Origin of the sequence: Clostridium sp. CAG:43 (genome assembly GCF_000434655.1) — a bacterium.
In the GTDB taxonomy this organism is placed as follows: domain Bacteria; phylum Bacillota; class Clostridia; order Lachnospirales; family Lachnospiraceae; genus Otoolea; species Otoolea fessa.
Map to the genome: position 1 here is coordinate 44565 of NZ_FR895096.1, position 17204 is coordinate 61768.

Sequence of the window (17204 nt, forward strand, 5' to 3'; positions counted from 1 at the left end):
GCACAGGATTGGATCTGCGGGTGTTTGAGGATGCGATCACATTTAAGATTGCCCTGATGGTTGTAAAATATATGAAATACATGGAAAACCTGGATTATTAAGCCAAATTGCTGTGGCGGGGAGGAAGATTGCCTTTGCCGCAGCAATTTCATTTGGAGAATTGAAAAAGAGGATTTACGCATGATAGAGGTTAAAAATCTCACCAAGACGTACAAGACGGGGAATAAAGCCTTAAAGGGAATCAATATTCAGATTCAGGACGGCGAGTTTGTTTTCATCATGGGACGAAGCGGTTCCGGCAAATCGACGCTTTTAAAGCTTCTTTTGAAGGAGCTGGAGCCGACTTCCGGCCAGATTATCGTCAACGATATGGATCTGGAAAAGATGCCGAGGCGCTACATCCCGAAGTACCGCAGACGGCTGGGAATGGTGTTTCAGGATTTCCGTCTGTTGAAGGATAAAACAGTATATGAAAATGTCGCGTTTGCACAGCGGGTCATCGGCGTATCGCCCCGTGAGATTAAGAAAAATGTGCCGGAAATGCTCCGACTGGTAGGGCTTTCTTCAAAATATAAAGCATACCCGAACCAGCTCTCGGGCGGCGAGCAGCAGCGTGTTGCGATTGCCCGTGCGCTGATCAACTCGCCGGAGATACTTCTGGCGGACGAGCCGACGGGAAACCTGGATGTACATAATTCTATGGAGATCATGGAGCTTCTGGAGGAGATAAACCGGCGCGGGACGACGGTGCTTGTGGTAACGCACAGCCGGGAGATCGTAGCAGAGATGGGAAAACGTGTGATCACGCTGACGCGCGGCGTGCTGACGGGAGATCAAAAAGGCGGTATCTGGCATGAAAATTAGTACATTGATTTACTGCACCAAGGAGGGCATGCGCAATATCATCCGGAATATCTGGTTTTCACTGGCGTCGGTGGCGATTATTTCGGCATGTATTTTCCTGTTCTGTATGTTTTTTGGCTTGATTGCCAACGTACAGTATATGGTGCGGAATGCAGAATCTACAGTAGGAATCACGGTTTTCTTCAATGAAGATATGAGTGAGGACGATATACAGAAAATCGGGGATGAGATACGCGCCCGCGATGAGGTCAAGGAAGTAAAGTATGTTTCTGCCGAGGAGGCATGGGAGAATTTTAAGAAAGAATATTTTAAGGGAGTCGAGGATCTGGCAGAAGGATTTGCGGATGACAACCCGTTAGCCGGTTCGGCGTCCTACGAGATCTATCTGAAAGACATTGACATGCAGGATGACATGGTTGCATGGCTTGGCACGGTGCAGGGAATCCGGAAGATCAATTATTCGAGCGATACGGCGTCCGGGCTTTCGAGCTTCAACAAGATGCTGGGACTTTTGTCGGCGGTGATCATCGCTATTCTGCTGGCAGTTGCTATCTTCCTTATCAGCAATACGATCACGACGGCAGCTGCATTTAGACGGGAGGAAAACCGGATCATGCGCCTGATCGGTGCGACGAATTTCATGATCCGTGCGCCGTTCGTTGTACAGGGTGTGATGATCGGTCTGGTTGGCGCGCTGATTCCGCTGGCGATCACGTATTTTCTGTATCGCCAGGCGGTTGTATATATGATGGAACGGTTTGATATCTTGTCGAACCTGATTGAATTTATCCCAATTCAGACCATTTTCCCGAGCATGGTAGCCGTGGCGATGGCGCTGGGCGTGGGAATCGGTTTTGTCGGAAGTTTCTTTACGATCCGCAGACATTTAAAGGTGTAAGAAACATTGGCGGCTGCTGTAGGAGAATGCGGCGGCAGCGGAAATTTGCGGTAAAAAGGATGAGAACATGAAAAAACAGGGATTGAAAATACGTGCGGCTCTGTTCCTTGTGACGGCGGCGCTGGCATCTTCCCCAGTGCTGACCTCGGTGGCGGCAGCGACGAAAAAGGATGTAAGCAGCGCCAAGGATAAGAAAAGCGCCCTGGAACAGGAGAAAAAGAAGACCGAGGAGGCGATCAAAAGCCTTCAGGGGCTGAAAAGTAACACCGAGAGCTATGTCAAGGAGCTGGACACGAAGATGAATGATCTGCAGTCACAGGTCACGAAGCTGGAAAATAATATTTCCAGCAAGCAGAAAAGCATCGATGAGACGGCGGTAAAGCTGGAAGAAGCGCAGAAAACCGAAAAAAAGCAGTATGCTTCGATGAAAATGCGTATCAAATATCTGTATGAGAAGGGCGACAGCAGCTACTTAAATCTGCTTCTGGAAGCCCGTTCGCTCTCGGAGCTTTTAAACCGGGCAGAGTATGTTTCAAAGATTTCGGAGTATGACCGGAAGATGCTCGACCAGTATGTGGCGACGAAAGAGTCCATCGCGGACAGCAAGAAAAAGCTGGAGACGGAGAAGGCGGAGCTGCAGGAGATGAAGACGCAGACGGAGGCAAAGCAGGATTCAGTTCAGCTTCTCCTGAATGAGAAAAATAAAGAACTCCAGAATGTCAACGCGCAGATCGGCGAGAAATCAGCGCAGGCGAAGGCGTATGAGGACGATATCAAGGCGCAGGAAGCCAAGATCGTGCAGATGGAGGCGGAGATTAAGAAGAAAGAAGTGGAAGAGGCGGCGAAAAAAGCGGCAGAGGAAGCTGCCAGAAAAGCCGCCGCAGCGGGAAAGACGAATAATTCGACCGCGAAAGGGAATACTGGCAGTACGACTACCACTTCGACGGGAAGTTCTTCGCTGCGCTGGCCGTGCCCTGCAAGCGGACGCATTACATCTGGATACGGAAAACGTAAATCACCGACGGCGGGCGCGTCCTCGAACCATAAGGGCATTGATATCAGCGCTTCGACCGGCAGCAGCATCGTGGCAGCCGCCGGAGGAACGGTTTCGATTGCAACCTACAGTTATTCGGCTGGAAATTATGTTGTGGTCAACCATGGAAATGGACTTTCAACCGTGTATATGCACTGTTCCCAGCTTCTGGTATCGGCAGGGGATACGGTAAAAGCCGGACAGACGATCGCGAAGGTAGGTTCGACCGGATATTCGACAGGTTCTCATCTGCATTTTGCAGTCCGCAAGAACGGAAGTTATGTAAACCCTTCGAGCTATGTAAGTCCGTAGTGCGGAAAGTATCAGGTGGCTGCAAAAGATGAAATCCGGAAGGAATAGACAGGAATCAGGAGGCATAAGAGATGGACAGTAAAAATAAATTCTGGCGCGGTGTGATGGTCGGTGTGCTGGTGACAGCACTGGTGTGTCTGATCACGGTCGGTGCTTCGGCGGGGATTTACATGTTTGGACGCCGTGTGATCGATAACCAGACACAGGTACAGGTACAGACTGAGGGAACACCGTCGCAGGCACAGGAGCCGGTCAATTTTGAGAATGTCACGAAAAAGCTGGAGCAGATACAGGATATTATCGATAAAAAGTACCTGTTTGAGGAAAAAATTGATACATCCGAGGAGGAAGCCGGCATTTATCAGGGCTTTTTGAGTGGTTTAAATGATCCGTATGCGGTTTACTATACGCCGGACGAGCTGACAAGCTTCCTGGATGAGACAAATGGTTCTTACTGCGGCATCGGCGCTCTGGTATCCCAGAATGTCCAGACCGGCGTCAGCACGATCGTGCGCGTCTTTGAGGGCAGCCCGGCCGAGGAGGCAGGCATCCTTCCGGGTGATGCGCTTTATAAGGTAGACGGCACCGAGGTGATTGGCATGGATCTGTCGCTTCTGGTCAATAATTACGTCAAGGGCGAGGAAGGCAGCCAGCTGACGATCACGGTTTATCGTGAAAATAGCGACGAGTACAAGGATATCACCCTGACCCGCCGACCGATCGATGTGCAGACGGTGTCAGGCAAGATGCTGGATGAAGAGATCGGATATATTTCCGTTGCGGAGTTTGACCGTGTGACTGCCGATCAGTTTAAATCCAAGATCGAGGAACTGCAGGGCGAGGGCATGAAGCGCCTGATCATCGATCTGCGGAACAACCCGGGCGGCGAGGTGACGACGGTTGTCTCAATGGCGGATTATATCCTGAAGGATGGCGGACGGATCCTGACCGTGGCAAATAAGAAGGGCACGGAGGAGACATACGACGCTGAGGATGGACACAGCCTGGAGATCCCGATGGTTGTGCTGGTAAATGGCAATTCCGCCAGCGCGTCGGAGGTATTTACCGGTGCGATGAAGGATTACGGCGTGGCGACGATCGTCGGAACGAAGACTTTCGGTAAAGGTATCGTGCAGACGCTGATGCCGCTTTCGGATGGAAGCGCGATTAAGCTGACGACCGACCATTATTATACGCCGAATGGAAATGATATCCATGGAAAAGGCATCGAGCCGGATCTCGAGGTGGAGCTGGATGAAGAGGCGGCGCAGGAAGTCGTGATTCCAGAGGAGAAGGATAATCAGCTGCAGAAGGCGGTTGAGGTTGTGAAGGGAAAGTAACTTCTTATTTACACGACCCCAAAACTTACGGCACTTTCGGTTCCAAAAGTGCCTATCCGTGAACAGTAACTTTAAAAGTATCGAGAAAAATAAGTGCGTTAGATCCTGAAACAGCTTGAAAAAGTGGCAGTTTCAGGATTTAACGCTTAAAGTCGTGTCTGTTTTGGCTTTTTGAGAAAGACGATGAGTGAAGAATCTGGTATTTTTGATACTATAGAAAAAGAGGGAGAAATAGAATTATGTATGTAATTGCAGGACTTGGAAATCCGGGAAGAGAATATGAGGGAACCCGCCACAATGTGGGATTTATGACGCTGGATGCGCTGGCGGACAAGTATAACATTGATGTCCGGGAGAAAGCATTTAAGGGACTGATCGGAAAAGGCGTGATCGAGGGAAATAAGGTCATTCTGGTAAAGCCGCAGACGTATATGAACCTGAGCGGCGAGTGCATCCGTCAGGTGATGGATTATTATAAGGTAGATCCATCGGAGTTTATCGTGATTTATGACGATATCAGCCTGGTTCCGGGCGGCATCCGGATCCGCAAAAAAGGCAGCGCGGGCGGCCACAATGGAATCAAAAATATCATCGCCCATCTGGGAACGCAGGAATTTCCACGCGTGCGGATCGGTGTGGGAGAGAAGCCGGCGCGCATGGATCTGGCAGACTATGTGCTGGGACATTTTCCGAAAGAGGAAGCCGAAACGATGACGACGGCGTTTAAGGACGGTGCGGCGGCAGTCGTGGATATGATGACAGAGGGCGTTGAGGCGGCGATGAACCATTTTAACGGCGCGGCGCGCGGGGAGAAGGAGAAGCTAGAGAAGCAGAAAGCGGAGAGGAAGGAGGAAGTCAAGACACAATGAGCGACTTATTTGCAAATCCGTTAGAGGAGATGATCGAGTTCCAGGATCTCAAGACGGATTTACAGCGCGGACAGGGACCGCTTCTTGTCACGGGATGCCTGGATTCGCAGAAGGTGCATCTGCTGTCCGAGCTTTCGGATCTGACGCCCTGGAAGCTGATTGTCACCTATGATGATTCGAGGGCGCGGGAGATCTGTGAGGATTACCGGTGCTTTGATACGGATATTTCGCTGTACCCGGCGAGGGATCTGCTGTTTTATACGTCGGATATCCACGGAAACCTGCTGACGAAACAGCGGATTCAGGTCATGCGGCGGGTCCTGGAGAGTTCCGGCGGCGTGGTGGTCACGACGATCGACGGGCTGATGGAACATCTGCTGCCGCTTGCGTGGATGAAAGAGCGGAGCCTCACGATCGGGGCAGAAGATGTGGTCGAGGTCGGGAAGCTGACGCACGCTCTGGCGGAAATGGGATATGAGAAGGTCGCGCAGGTTGAGGGATCAGGGCAGTTTTCGGTGCGCGGCGGTATCATTGACATTTTCCCGCTGACGGAGGAGGTGCCGTACCGGATCGAGCTGTGGGGAGACGAGGTCGATTCGATCCGTACCTTCGACCCGGAAAGCCAGCGATCGATCGAGCAGGTGGACGAGGCAGTGATCTATCCGGCGACGGAGATGGCGCTGACGCCGGAGCAGATTCAGGATGGAACCGAGGCGATCGAGAAAGACCGCAGGAAATACGTGAAAAAGCTCCGGGATGCCATGAAGACGGAAGAGGCGTACCGGATGGATTCGGCTGTCTCGGAGGTCTTAGAGGGGCTTCGCGAGGGCTTCCGGGTGCATGGGCTGGGAAGCTATATCCGGTATTTCTGCAAGGAAACGGTATCGTTTTTAAACTATTTTCCAGTCGATGAGCTGACGATTTTCCTGGATGAGCCGCTGCGCTTGAAGGAAAAAGCAGAGACGACCGAGACGGAGTTCCGGGAGAGCATGTCGCACCGTCTCGAGGGCGGCTATCTGCTTCCGGGGCAGACTTCCTTCCTCTATTCGGCGAAGGAGACGCTGGCGATGGCAATGCGTCCGCGCACTCTTTTACTGCTGGGGCTGGATCAGAAGCTCTCCGGCATGACGGTTAAGAAAAAATACAGTCTGAGCGTTAAAAATGTCAATTCCTACCAGAATGGATTTGAGCTTTTAATCAGCGATCTGGCGCGCTGGAAGAAGGAAAAATACCGGGTGGTATTGCTGGCTGGTTCGCGGACGCGCGCGAGCCGTCTGGCGGGCGATCTGCGGGAGTATGATTTAAGCGCCTTCTGCCCGGATGAGGGCGAAAACACCGTGAAACCGGGTGAAATCCTGGTGACTTACGGAAAGCTGCATCGGGGATTTGAATATCCGCTGATTAAGTTCGTCGTGATCACAGAGGGAGACATGTTCGGCGGCGGACGGGGGCGGAAAAAGAAGAAAAAGACCTCCTACCAGGGTAAGAAAATCCAGAGCTTTTCCGAGCTTTCGATCGGCGATTATGTGGTGCATGAGAGCCACGGACTCGGCATTTACCGGGGTATTGAGAAGATCGAGCAGGACAAGGTCGTCAAGGATTACATCAAGATTGAGTACCGCGACGGCGGTAATCTCTACCTTCCGGCGACACGCCTGGAGGGAATCCAGAAATATGCCGGTTCGGATGCCAGGACGCCGAAGCTCAATAAACTGGGCGGAATGGAATGGAATAAGACGAAGAGCAAGGTGCGCGGTGCGGTCCGTGATATTGCAAAGGATCTCGTCGAGCTTTATGCAGCGCGTCAGCGGAGCGAGGGCTACCAGTATGGACCGGATACGGTCTGGCAGAGGGAATTTGAGGAAATGTTCCCGTTTGAGGAGACGGAGGATCAGCTGGAGGCGATCGAGGCGACCAAAAAAGACATGGAAAGCCGCCGCATCATGGACCGCCTGATCTGCGGCGACGTTGGATACGGCAAGACGGAGATCGCGCTCCGGGCGGCATTTAAGGCGATTCAGGAGGGGAAGCAGGTTGTGTATCTGGTGCCGACCACAATTTTGGCGCAGCAGCATTACAATACCTTTGTGCAGAGGATGAAGGATTTCCCAGTGCGGGTCGATATGCTGTCGCGTTTCCGCACGGCGGGCGAGCAGAAAAAAACGCTGGAAGATCTGAAAAAAGGGCAGGTGGACGTCGTGATCGGAACGCACCGCGTCCTTTCTAAGGATGTTGTCTTTAAAAATCTGGGGCTTCTGATCATCGATGAGGAACAGCGCTTCGGTGTGGCACATAAGGAAAAGATCAAGAAACTAAAGGAAAATGTAGACGTTTTGACGCTGACGGCGACGCCGATTCCGCGTACCCTGCATATGAGTCTCATTGGCATCCGGGATATGAGTGTCCTGGAGGAACCGCCGGTGGACCGCCTGCCGATTCAGACCTACGTCATGGAGTACAACGACGAGATGGTGCGCGAGGCGATTCACAGGGAGCTGGCGCGGGGCGGACAGGTATATTATGTCTACAACCGTGTCAACAACATCGACGAGGTGGCAAACCATGTGGCGGCTCTGGTGCCGGAGGCAAACGTCGTGTTCGCCCACGGGCAGATGCACGAACATGAATTGGAAAAAATTATGCTGGATTTCGTCGAGGGCAATATCGACGTTCTGGTGTCCACGACCATCATTGAGACGGGACTGGACATTCCGAATGCGAACACGATCATCATCCACGACGCCGACCGGCTGGGGCTGTCGCAGCTCTACCAGATCCGCGGTCGCGTCGGACGTTCCGGGCGGACTTCGTATGCGTTTCTCATGTACCGGCGCGACAAGCTGCTGCGTGAGGAGGCGGAAAAACGTCTGCAGGCGATCCGTGAATTTACGGAGCTGGGAAGCGGTATCAAGATTGCGATGCGCGATCTGGAGCTGCGCGGCGCCGGAAATCTTCTGGGCGCGGAACAGCATGGCCACATGCAGGCGGTCGGTTATGACCTGTACTGTAAGCTCTTAAACGAGGCGGTGCTGGCACTTCGCGGTGAGAACGAAGCTGAGGACTTCGAGACGGTGGTGGACTGCGACATCGACGCGTATATTCCACCGTCCTACATCCGCAATGAATATCAGAAACTCGACGTTTACAAGCGGATTTCCGGTATTGAGAACCAGGAAGAGTACATGGATATGCAGGATGAGCTGATCGACCGCTTTGGCGAGATTCCACGTTCGGTGGAGAACCTGTTAAAGATCGCCGATCTAAAAGCGCTTGCTCATCAGGCGGGTGTCGTGGAGGTCGATGTAAAGAAGCAGGATATCACGATTCAGATGTACCAGAAAGCCGATCTGGACGTCTCCGGCATTCCGGCGCTGATGGAGAAATATAAGGGCACGCTGACCTTCAGGACGGGTGATGTGCCGTCGTTCTATTACCGCGACGTGCGGCAGAAACATACGGACTGCGAGACGATGCTTGTGAAGGCGCGGGAGATTCTTTCCGGGCTGGCGGCGCTGGCGAAGAAATAAAAGGTCTCTTGACAAATAATAAATTTCGCTTATAATACAGAATATACTCAATAACCTTATAAAGGCGATGAAGGGAAGAAGTAGAGATCCGCAGGGGAGCGCACAGAAAGCAGCCGGATGATGAGAGGCACGCGTGAACTGGATATTCGAATACATCCCGGAGCTTCGCACCGAAGAATCTGAAATCCGATCCGATGGAGGAGCTGCATGAAAATGTGCGGCGGTTGATTTGGTAGGCTGCGACGTGAGAGACACACGTTATCCGGTCGCGGTATCAGAAGGTACCGGCAGAGGCAGATAGGCGCGAGCTATCTGTGAACAAAGGTGGTAACACGGGAATTTTGCCCCGTCCTTTTTGGAGGACGGGGCTTTTTGTACCCCCAATTTTAATAAAGGAGTAGAGAGAAGATGCAGATTTATGAAGAATTAGTAGCCAGAGGCCTGATCGCCCAGGTTACAAACGAAGAAGAGATCAAAAAACTGGTCAATGAAGGAAAAGCCATTTTCTATATCGGTTTTGACCCGACCGCAGACAGCCTTCATGTAGGTCATTTCATGGCACTGTGCCTGATGAAACGTCTGCAGATGGCAGGCAACAAGCCGATCGCATTACTTGGCGGCGGCACCGGCATGATCGGCGATCCGTCCGGACGTACGGATATGCGCCAGATGCTGACACCGGAGACGATCCAGCACAACTGCAACTGCTTCAAAAAGCAGATGAGCCGTTTCATCGATTTCTCCGATGACAAGGCGCTCTTAGTCAACAACGCAGAGTGGCTGATGAATCTGAATTATGTAAACTTACTGCGCGAGGTTGGACCGCATTTCAGTGTCAACCGCATGCTGACTGCTGAGTGCTATAAGCAGAGAATGGAGAGAGGTTTAAGCTTCTTAGAGTTCAACTACATGATCATGCAGAGCTACGATTTCTACATGCTGTACCAGAAATACGGCTGCAACATGCAGTTCGGCGGCGACGATCAGTGGAGCAATATGTTAGGCGGTACCGAGCTGATCCGCAGAAAGCTTGGCAAGGACGCACACGCGATGACCATCACCCTGCTGTTAAACTCCGAGGGCAAGAAGATGGGCAAGACCCAGTCCGGCGCTGTATGGCTGGATCCGAACAAGACCTCCCCGTTCGAGTTCTACCAGTACTGGAGAAACGTCGCTGACGCGGACGTATTAAAATGCCTGCGTATGCTGACCTTCCTGCCGCTTGAGCAGATCGATGAGATGGATAAATGGGAAGGCAGTCAGTTAAATACTGCAAAAGAGATCCTGGCTTACGAGCTGACCAAGCTGGTACACGGCGAGGAAGAGGCTGAGAAGGCACAGGCAGCAGCGAAAGCACTGTTTTCCAGCGGAAATGCAGCGAATATGCCGACTTACGAGCTGACGGAGGATGATTTTAACGGTGATGAGATCGATATTCTCTCCATCCTGCAGAAATCCGGTCTGGCTCCGTCCCGTTCCGAGGCAAGAAGAAATGTCGAGCAGGGCGGTGTGTCCGTAGATGGAAACCAGGTAAAAGATATCAAGGCAGTCTTCACGAAGGATCAGCTTTCCGGCGAAGGAATGGTTGTCAAGAGAGGTAAGAAGAACTTTAAGAAGGTTGTTCTGAAGTAGGATGTCTGGGGAAATTCACCTGCCTTGTTTGAGAGCAGAATGAAACTCAGTATAAAAATCAGAATCACGCCGCCGGCGATCTCTGCCCGGACTTTCAAGCAAAGTCTGAAGAGATGTCCGGCGGCGGTTCTGATCATGGAGAGAAACAGAGCAGATCCGAAACCATATCTTACATTCACTCCCACAAAAATTACCCAAATTTTACATAAACGATACTAAAACATGATTTCTGTAAATTCAGGAATCTTTTATACTGCGTACTGTAAGAAATCAAGGATAAAAAACTCTGAGAGAAAAAAGAGAGAGGAAAGAGGGATTTTATTATGAAGAAAAATATTCAGAAAACAATCGCAGTATTAGGAGCAGCCGTTCTGGCAACTGGAATGGTAGGATGTGGTTCCAGCAATACAAATACAAGTGCAGACAGCAGCGCAGCTGAAAGTGGTGCAGCAGCAGATACAACCGAGAACAGCGCAGATGCAAAAAATTTGAGTGGTTCTATCACCCTGGCAGGTTCCACTTCGATGGAGAAATTTGCAAATGCACTGGCAGAAACGTTCATGGAGAAATATCCGAACGTGACTGTACAGGCTGAATTTACCGGCTCTTCCGCAGGTATCGAGTCCGTGCTGGCAGGTCAGTGTGATGTCGGTGATTCTTCCAGAGCATTAAAGGATGATGAGAAAGCAAAAGGTGCTGTTGAAAATATCGTAGCTATCGATGGTATCGCCGTTGTCGTTGACCCGTCCAACGCAGTAGATGGTCTGAGCAAGGATGACCTGACCGGCATTTACGACGGAAGCATCACAAACTGGAAGGATGTAGGCGGCAGCGATATGCCGATTGTCGTAGTCGGACGGGAAGCAGGTTCCGGTACAAGAGGCGCATTTGAGGAGCTTCTGGGTCTGGAAGATGCCTGCAAATATGCAAACGAGCTGGATTCCACCGGTGCAGTTATGGCAAAAGTAGCATCTACACCGGGTTCCATCGGATACGTTTCCCTGGATGTAGTCGATGATACCGTTAAGGCAGTTAAACTGGATGATGTAGAGCCGACGGAGGAGAACATCAAGGCAGGCAGCTATTTCTTAAGCCGTCCATTCGTTATGGCAACCAAGGGAGAAATTTCTGAGCAGAACGAGCTGGTACAGGCTCTGTTTGACTATGTATACTCTGCAGAAGGCGATGACCTGATTAAATCTGTAGGCCTGATTACTACGAAGTAAGAAACTGCATCGGAATTTGTGAATGTGGATAAAATTACCGGTGAAAACCGGTAAGGATAGAAAAATCAGTAATTCACGAATACATATAATATTGAATAGATTCAAATAATATCGAGTCGCTTGCAGTCAAGCCGCAGAAAGGAAACTCTGCTTTGACCGAAAGCGGCTCGCTGTTCAATCCGAGACAGGAGAGACATATGCACGAAAAGAAATTTACCATTTTTGGAAGCCATGCCACGAAATCAGCGGTAGAGAGGGCAGCGGAAATTATTTTTACCGCCTGCGGCCTGCTGGCGGTGGTGGCAGTTTTTTCAATTACCTTATACATGATTATCAGCGGTACCCCGGCACTTTTTAAGGTGGGTGTTCCGGAAATCTTATTTGGAACCGTCTGGAAGCCGACTGGAAATCCGGCGTCTTTCGGAATTCTCTACGTTATTTTAACTTCCATCGTCGGAACCTTTTTGGCGATCCTGATCGGTGTTCCGATTGGGCTGTTTACCGCTATCTTTCTGGCAGAGGTTGCACCGCCGAAGGTAGCGGCAGTGGTCCGCCCGGCAGTTGAGCTTCTGGCAGGTATTCCGTCGGTTATCTACGGACTCTTAGGAATTTTGATTTTAAATCCCCTGATGTATAAGCTGGAAATGAAAATCTTTGCCGGTTCCACGACGCATCAGTTTACCGGCGGTGCGAACCTGATATCGGCGGTTCTGGTTCTGGCAATCATGATTCTTCCGACCGTCATCAATATCAGCGAGGCGTCGCTTAGGGCAGTCCCGAAACATTTAAAAAGCGCATCGCTGGCGCTCGGTGCAACGCATATCCAGACGATTTTCAAAGTAATCGTTCCGGCGGCGCACTCCGGCATCATCACGGCGGTGGTTTTAGGCTGCGGACGTGCGATCGGGGAGGCAATGGCGATCAGCCTGGTATCTGGAAGTTCAGTCAATCTGCCGCTTCCATTTAACTCCGTCCGTTTCCTGACAACTGCGATCGTGGCGGAAATGTCTTATTCAGAGGGACTTCACCGGGAAGTGCTCTTTACCATCGGTCTGGTGCTGTTCGTATTTATCATGTTTATCAACACGGTGCTCAGCCGGATGTTTGTGAAGGAGGGCGGCGCAAATGACCGATAATAGAATGAAAAGTATTTACCAGAAGCGCACCCGCATCGGGGACAATATCTTAAAAGTGCTGATTTATCTGGCAGCTGGCGTGGCGATCGCGCTGTTAGTTGGCATCATGGGGTATGTGTTTGTGCGCGGCCTGCCGCAGGTTTCCTGGCAGCTTCTGTCTACGGTGCAGAGCTCCCTCAAGGGCACCTTTGGTATTCTGGGAAATATCATCAACACGATTTACATCATTGTAATTACCCTTATCATTGCAGCGCCGATCGGAATCGGCTCCGCCATTTATCTGAACGAATACGCAAAGCCGGGAAAACTGGTGCGGACGATTGAATTTACAACTGAGATCCTGTCCGGTATTCCGTCGATTATTTTTGGCTTGTTCGGTATGGTCTTTTTCGGAATGACGCTGAAGCTAGGCTATTCGGTTCTGACCGGATCCTTCACGCTGACCCTGATGGTGCTTCCGCTGATTACGCGGAACACACAGGAAGCACTCAAAACCGTTCCGGACAGCTACCGCAGCGGCGCACTGGGAATCGGTGCAACGAAATGGTATATGATCCGGACGATCCTGCTGCCGAGCGCGGCACCGGGTATTTTGACCGGCGTCATCCTTTCGATTGGCCGTATCGTGGGCGAGTCGGCGGCGCTTCTGTTTACTGCCGGAAGCGGCTTCCAGCTTCCGAAAAACCTGTTTGGAAAACTGTTTGAGTCGAGCGGCACGCTGACCATCCAGCTCTACCTGTCGATGCAGAAAGCAAAATACGATCAGGCGTTTGGAATCGCGGTCGTGCTTCTGATTATCGTGCTGGTAATCAACCTGCTGACGAGATTTTTGACCAACCGGTTTGATGTGACAAAATTAAAATAAAGTAAAAAATGAGGAAATGATATGGAGACAAAAATTTCTACGTCGGATTTGAATCTGTACTATGGAAACAATCATGCATTAAAAAATATCAATCTGGATATATATGAAAATCAGATCACAGCGTTTATCGGACCGTCCGGCTGCGGTAAGTCTACCTATTTAAAAACATTGAACCGCATGAACGATCTGGTGCCGAATGTAACAATCAATGGAAAGGTGTTGATCGACGGCGAGGATATCTATGATCCGAAGGTTGATACGACGCTTCTTCGCAAGAAGGTCGGCATGGTATTTCAGCAGCCGAACCCATTTCCGATGAGTATTTATGACAATATCGCGTATGGACCGCGGATTCACGGCATTAAGGGAAAAGCAGAGCTGGACGCGATTGTGGAGAAGAGTCTGCGCGGCGCGGCCCTGTGGGATGAGGTCAAGGATCGCCTGAAACGTTCTGCACTGGGACTTTCCGGCGGACAGCAGCAGCGTCTCTGCATCGCGCGTGCGCTGGCGGTTGAGCCGGAGATTCTCCTGATGGATGAGCCGACCTCGGCACTGGACCCGATTTCCACGCTTAAAATCGAGGATCTGATGGGCGAGCTTAAGAAGAATTATACCGTTGTCATCGTTACCCACAATATGCAGCAGGCGACCCGTATTGCGGACTACACGGCATTTTTCCTGGTGGGAGAGGTAGTCGAGTATGCACCGACGACGGATCTGTTCTCGCATCCGAGGGAGAAGAAGACGGAAGACTATATTACCGGACGGTTTGGATGATAACCGGATGGTTGGAAATTTGGAATGGGTAGAAAATCAGGCAGGAAACAACATAAACGGAGGAGATGCGGGATGGCGACAAGAGAAACATTTTTACAGGAGTTAAAGAACCTGAATCAGGAAGTAATCACGATGAGTCAGATGGTGCAGGATGCGATTGACAGCAGCTTTCAGGCTCTCAGCGAACATAATACGGAATTGGCAGACAAGATAATCAAGGGAGACCGCGATGTGGACAATATGGAACGAAAGATCGAGACACACTGCCTGATGCTGATGTTAAAGCAGCAGCCGGTCGCCAGCGATCTGCGCCATATCTCGACGGCACTGAAGGTAGTGACCGATCTGGAGCGGATGGGCGATCAGGCGGCGGATATTGCCGATCTGTCCCTGCGCTTAGAGGCAGCGGATTACGGTCTTGTGAGCAAACACCTTCCGGCGATGGTGGCAAATGTAAAAACGATGGTTAAAGATGCAATTCGCGCTTTCATCGAGCGCGATACCGAAACCGCAGAAACCTTTGAGCAGAGAGATGACCTGATTGATGCCTTTTTTGAGCGTGTCAAACGGGAAGTCATCGAATTTCTGAAAAAAGATGGAGACAAATCCGATGTGGCGGTGGATGTGCTGATGGTTGCCAAGTACCTGGAGCGAATCGCCGATCACGCGGTCAATGTGTGCGAGTGGACAGAGTTCTCGGATACGGGGGCCGTGGGGGATGTGATGATTCTCTAGGTTTAATTAAAATCCGGGCATGAAAAATGAAAATTAGATGCCTGGATTTTTTCCGTTCCGCATAAAATAAATAGAATATGTGGAAATAACGTGGAGTGCGATATATCATGCGTGATATAGTGCTGGAACTTTTAAGTTCATACGGATATGCGGGAATGTTTGCCCTGATTCTAATTGAGAATTTGTTTCCGCCGATCCCGTCGGAAGTGATTTTAACCTTTGGTGGATTTATGACAACATATACACGGATGAACATAGCCGGGGCAGTTCTGGCAGCGACGGCGGGATCGGTGCTGGGGGCGCTGATTCTGTATGAGCTGGGGCGGCACATTCCCGTGCAGAAGTTTTATGCATTTTTGGGCGGGGCATGGGGAAAACGGCTGGGAGTAGAAGTGGAAGATGTGAAAGATGCAGACGGATGGCTGGAGAGAACGGGACGGTCAGCCGTCTTTTTTTGCCGGTTCGTTCCGATCATCCGAAGCCTGATCTCGATTCCGGCGGGGATGGCAAAGATGGAACTGCTGCCGTTTCTCCTTCTGACAACAGCGGGCAGTCTTATCTGGAATACGGTGCTCATCGGAGCCGGCGCGGTGGCGGGGGCATCGTGGGAACGTATTCTGGTGCTGTTAAAAACATATTCCCGCTTCGCCGTGATGGGAGCGGGAATCTTGGGATTTGCGGTGGCGAGTGTGTATTTTCGGAAACGATAACAACAGGAGAGTGAAAATTCATGCAGAAAGAGTTTATTCATTCAAGTAAAAATATATCGTGTCATTCTTTACTTCCAGCCGTGCCGTCCCATCGATCACCAGCTGTTCCAGATATGGGCGCAGGTGGCGTTCCTGACGGATGAGCTGGTCGTAGGTACCGATGTGCATTCCGATCAGGCGTCGGCTTTCCTGATAAAATTCATCACGCGTCATCGGTCTCTGCAAAAGCTTTGCCAGCTCTGCGAGACGCAGACGGACAAGATCCATATTTTTGTCCGCCAGTTCCCGGATATTGCCATCAAATGGACCTTTGTGTGATAAAATCCAGTGCTGGTAAGGCAGTTTTGTGATTGCTTCCTTGCTTTCCAGATCCAGACCGACGTGGTCGCAGTATGGAAGCTTGACGTGACGCAGGACATTTTCGGTTAAAAGCGCGTCTCCGGCAAAGCAGACGTCGTCCGGTGTGCCGATGACGATGTGGTCGAGGGAATGCCCTGGCAGATGGTGAACCGGGAAGGTTACGCCGCAGAGTGTCACGGAAGTATCCTCCGGCTGGATGATACAGTCAACCGGGCAGCGCTGCTCGGTGTCGATGGAAACCTTTTCCTCCTCGGAGCGCCCGAAATAATTGGTATACCGTTCCAGCGCCGCCTGGGAGGCGATCAGCCCGGCTTCGCCAAGCGACATAGCCAGTGGAATCTGAAAGGCTTCGCGCAGGCGTTTGCTGTTTCCATGATGGTCGATGTGCGCGTGGGAAACGATCAGCCCCGCCGGGGTCAGCCCGGCGTCTGCCGGGGTCAGCCCGGCGTCTTTCAGAGAGCCGACCAGCTCGTCATATTCCTTTGAGTAACCATTGTCAAACAGGATGCAGCGGGTGTCGTCGATGCGGTAGATGCCGACGGCTGTTTTGCCAAGCAGGCAGTCTGTATTTCCAGAAACGTGTATGAGTTCCACGGAAAGAGTCCTCCTTTTATCATGAATAACACAAAAAGCGACGGCTGAGATATCTCCGCTGTCGCTTTTTAAGAATGCGTCTGATAGGAATCGAACCTACGCCTCAGGCTCCGGAGGCCGGCGCTCTATCCACTGAGCTACAGACGCATTACTTGTATGATACTATAATATTTAGAAAATTGCAAGTTTTTTTTCGGAAATACCGCTTGCCGAGTAACCAAATCACCGCTATAATATTAACAATCGAATAAGTCAGGAGGCGGTCGGGTGGGAGAACCGAAAAAGAAACCGGGACGCAGCCGGAAGAACGGAACGGACTGGGAACT

Annotated in this window: 14 protein-coding genes and 1 tRNA gene; 13 read left to right on the forward strand and 2 right to left on the reverse strand. The window is 51.1% G+C overall.

Annotated features, from left to right (window positions below; all coding sequences use genetic code 11):
• The first annotated feature begins 180 nt into the window (after positions 1-180).
• The 13 genes from ftsE (at position 181) to QVO97_RS08415 (ending at position 15924) form a co-directional block, all read left to right on the forward strand.
• Positions 181-864: a cell division ATP-binding protein FtsE gene (gene ftsE, locus QVO97_RS08355; protein WP_022359885.1), complete on the forward strand. Its 684-nt coding sequence runs from the start codon at positions 181-183 to the stop codon at positions 862-864.
• Positions 854-1762: a permease-like cell division protein FtsX gene (gene ftsX / locus QVO97_RS08360; RefSeq protein ID WP_022359886.1), complete on the forward strand. Its 909-nt coding sequence runs from the start codon at positions 854-856 to the stop codon at positions 1760-1762. The genes ftsE and ftsX overlap by 11 nt, the downstream gene beginning before the upstream one ends.
• Before the next feature lie 67 nt (positions 1763-1829).
• Positions 1830-3107, forward strand: a complete 1278-nt coding sequence (locus tag QVO97_RS08365) for a murein hydrolase activator EnvC family protein (RefSeq protein ID WP_022359887.1) — start codon at positions 1830-1832, stop codon at positions 3105-3107.
• A gap of 71 nt (positions 3108-3178) precedes the next feature.
• Positions 3179-4447, forward strand: coding sequence for a S41 family peptidase (locus tag QVO97_RS08370; RefSeq protein WP_022359888.1), 1269 nt, complete (start codon positions 3179-3181; stop codon positions 4445-4447).
• A 239-nt stretch (positions 4448-4686) separates the two neighbouring features.
• On the forward strand, positions 4687-5316 hold the full coding sequence (gene pth / locus QVO97_RS08375; RefSeq protein WP_022359889.1) for an aminoacyl-tRNA hydrolase: 630 nt from the start codon (positions 4687-4689) through the stop codon (positions 5314-5316).
• Entirely contained in the window at positions 5313-8843 is a 3531-nt protein-coding gene (mfd, locus tag QVO97_RS08380) for a transcription-repair coupling factor (protein WP_022359890.1), read from the forward strand. The genes pth and mfd overlap by 4 nt, the downstream gene beginning before the upstream one ends.
• Before the next feature lie 408 nt (positions 8844-9251).
• A complete protein-coding gene (gene tyrS, locus QVO97_RS08385) occupies positions 9252-10475 on the forward strand; it encodes a tyrosine--tRNA ligase (RefSeq protein ID WP_022359891.1) in 1224 nt (407 codons plus the stop codon).
• Between the two features lie 323 nt (positions 10476-10798).
• Positions 10799-11701 carry a phosphate ABC transporter substrate-binding protein gene (locus QVO97_RS08390; protein WP_022359892.1) on the forward strand — a complete coding sequence of 301 codons (903 nt, stop codon included), beginning with the start codon at positions 10799-10801 and terminating at the stop codon, positions 11699-11701.
• Between the two features lie 197 nt (positions 11702-11898).
• A complete protein-coding gene (gene pstC, locus QVO97_RS08395) occupies positions 11899-12837 on the forward strand; it encodes a phosphate ABC transporter permease subunit PstC (protein WP_022359893.1) in 939 nt (312 codons plus the stop codon).
• Positions 12827-13702, forward strand: a complete 876-nt coding sequence (pstA, locus tag QVO97_RS08400; protein WP_022359894.1) for a phosphate ABC transporter permease PstA — start codon at positions 12827-12829, stop codon at positions 13700-13702. Before pstC ends, pstA begins: the two co-directional genes overlap by 11 nt.
• A gap of 21 nt (positions 13703-13723) precedes the next feature.
• The gene (pstB, locus tag QVO97_RS08405) at positions 13724-14479 is read left to right on the forward strand and encodes a phosphate ABC transporter ATP-binding protein PstB (protein ID WP_022359895.1); all 756 of its coding nucleotides are present in this window, start codon (positions 13724-13726) and stop codon (positions 14477-14479) included.
• Positions 14480-14551: 72 nt separating this feature from the next.
• Positions 14552-15214: a phosphate signaling complex protein PhoU gene (gene phoU, locus QVO97_RS08410; RefSeq protein WP_022359896.1), complete on the forward strand. Its 663-nt coding sequence runs from the start codon at positions 14552-14554 to the stop codon at positions 15212-15214.
• 107 nt (positions 15215-15321) lie between these two features.
• Positions 15322-15924 (forward strand): DedA family protein, encoded by a 603-nt coding sequence (locus tag QVO97_RS08415; RefSeq protein WP_022359897.1) that lies wholly within the window; start codon positions 15322-15324, stop codon positions 15922-15924.
• 33 nt (positions 15925-15957) lie between these two features.
• On the opposite strand, the gene QVO97_RS08420 is transcribed toward QVO97_RS08415, so the two are convergent.
• Complete coding sequence (locus QVO97_RS08420) at positions 15958-16878, reverse strand: MBL fold metallo-hydrolase (RefSeq protein ID WP_022359898.1); 921 nt, start codon at positions 16876-16878, stop codon at positions 15958-15960.
• 75 nt (positions 16879-16953) lie between these two features.
• Positions 16954-17025, reverse strand: a tRNA-Arg gene (locus QVO97_RS08425).
• Positions 17026-17204 lie beyond the last annotated feature (179 nt).

Coding starts and splice junctions, on each gene's coding strand:
- ftsE (WP_022359885.1), top strand. CDS start 181: ATGATAGAGGTTAAAAATCTCACCAAGACGTACAAGACGGGGAATAAA.
- ftsX (WP_022359886.1), top strand. CDS start 854: ATGAAAATTAGTACATTGATTTACTGCACCAAGGAGGGCATGCGCAAT.
- QVO97_RS08365 (WP_022359887.1), top strand. CDS start 1,830: ATGAAAAAACAGGGATTGAAAATACGTGCGGCTCTGTTCCTTGTGACG.
- QVO97_RS08370 (WP_022359888.1), top strand. CDS start 3,179: ATGGACAGTAAAAATAAATTCTGGCGCGGTGTGATGGTCGGTGTGCTG.
- pth (WP_022359889.1), top strand. CDS start 4,687: ATGTATGTAATTGCAGGACTTGGAAATCCGGGAAGAGAATATGAGGGA.
- mfd (WP_022359890.1), top strand. CDS start 5,313: ATGAGCGACTTATTTGCAAATCCGTTAGAGGAGATGATCGAGTTCCAG.
- tyrS (WP_022359891.1), top strand. CDS start 9,252: ATGCAGATTTATGAAGAATTAGTAGCCAGAGGCCTGATCGCCCAGGTT.
- QVO97_RS08390 (WP_022359892.1), top strand. CDS start 10,799: ATGAAGAAAAATATTCAGAAAACAATCGCAGTATTAGGAGCAGCCGTT.
- pstC (WP_022359893.1), top strand. CDS start 11,899: ATGCACGAAAAGAAATTTACCATTTTTGGAAGCCATGCCACGAAATCA.
- pstA (WP_022359894.1), top strand. CDS start 12,827: ATGACCGATAATAGAATGAAAAGTATTTACCAGAAGCGCACCCGCATC.
- pstB (WP_022359895.1), top strand. CDS start 13,724: ATGGAGACAAAAATTTCTACGTCGGATTTGAATCTGTACTATGGAAAC.
- phoU (WP_022359896.1), top strand. CDS start 14,552: ATGGCGACAAGAGAAACATTTTTACAGGAGTTAAAGAACCTGAATCAG.
- QVO97_RS08415 (WP_022359897.1), top strand. CDS start 15,322: ATGCGTGATATAGTGCTGGAACTTTTAAGTTCATACGGATATGCGGGA.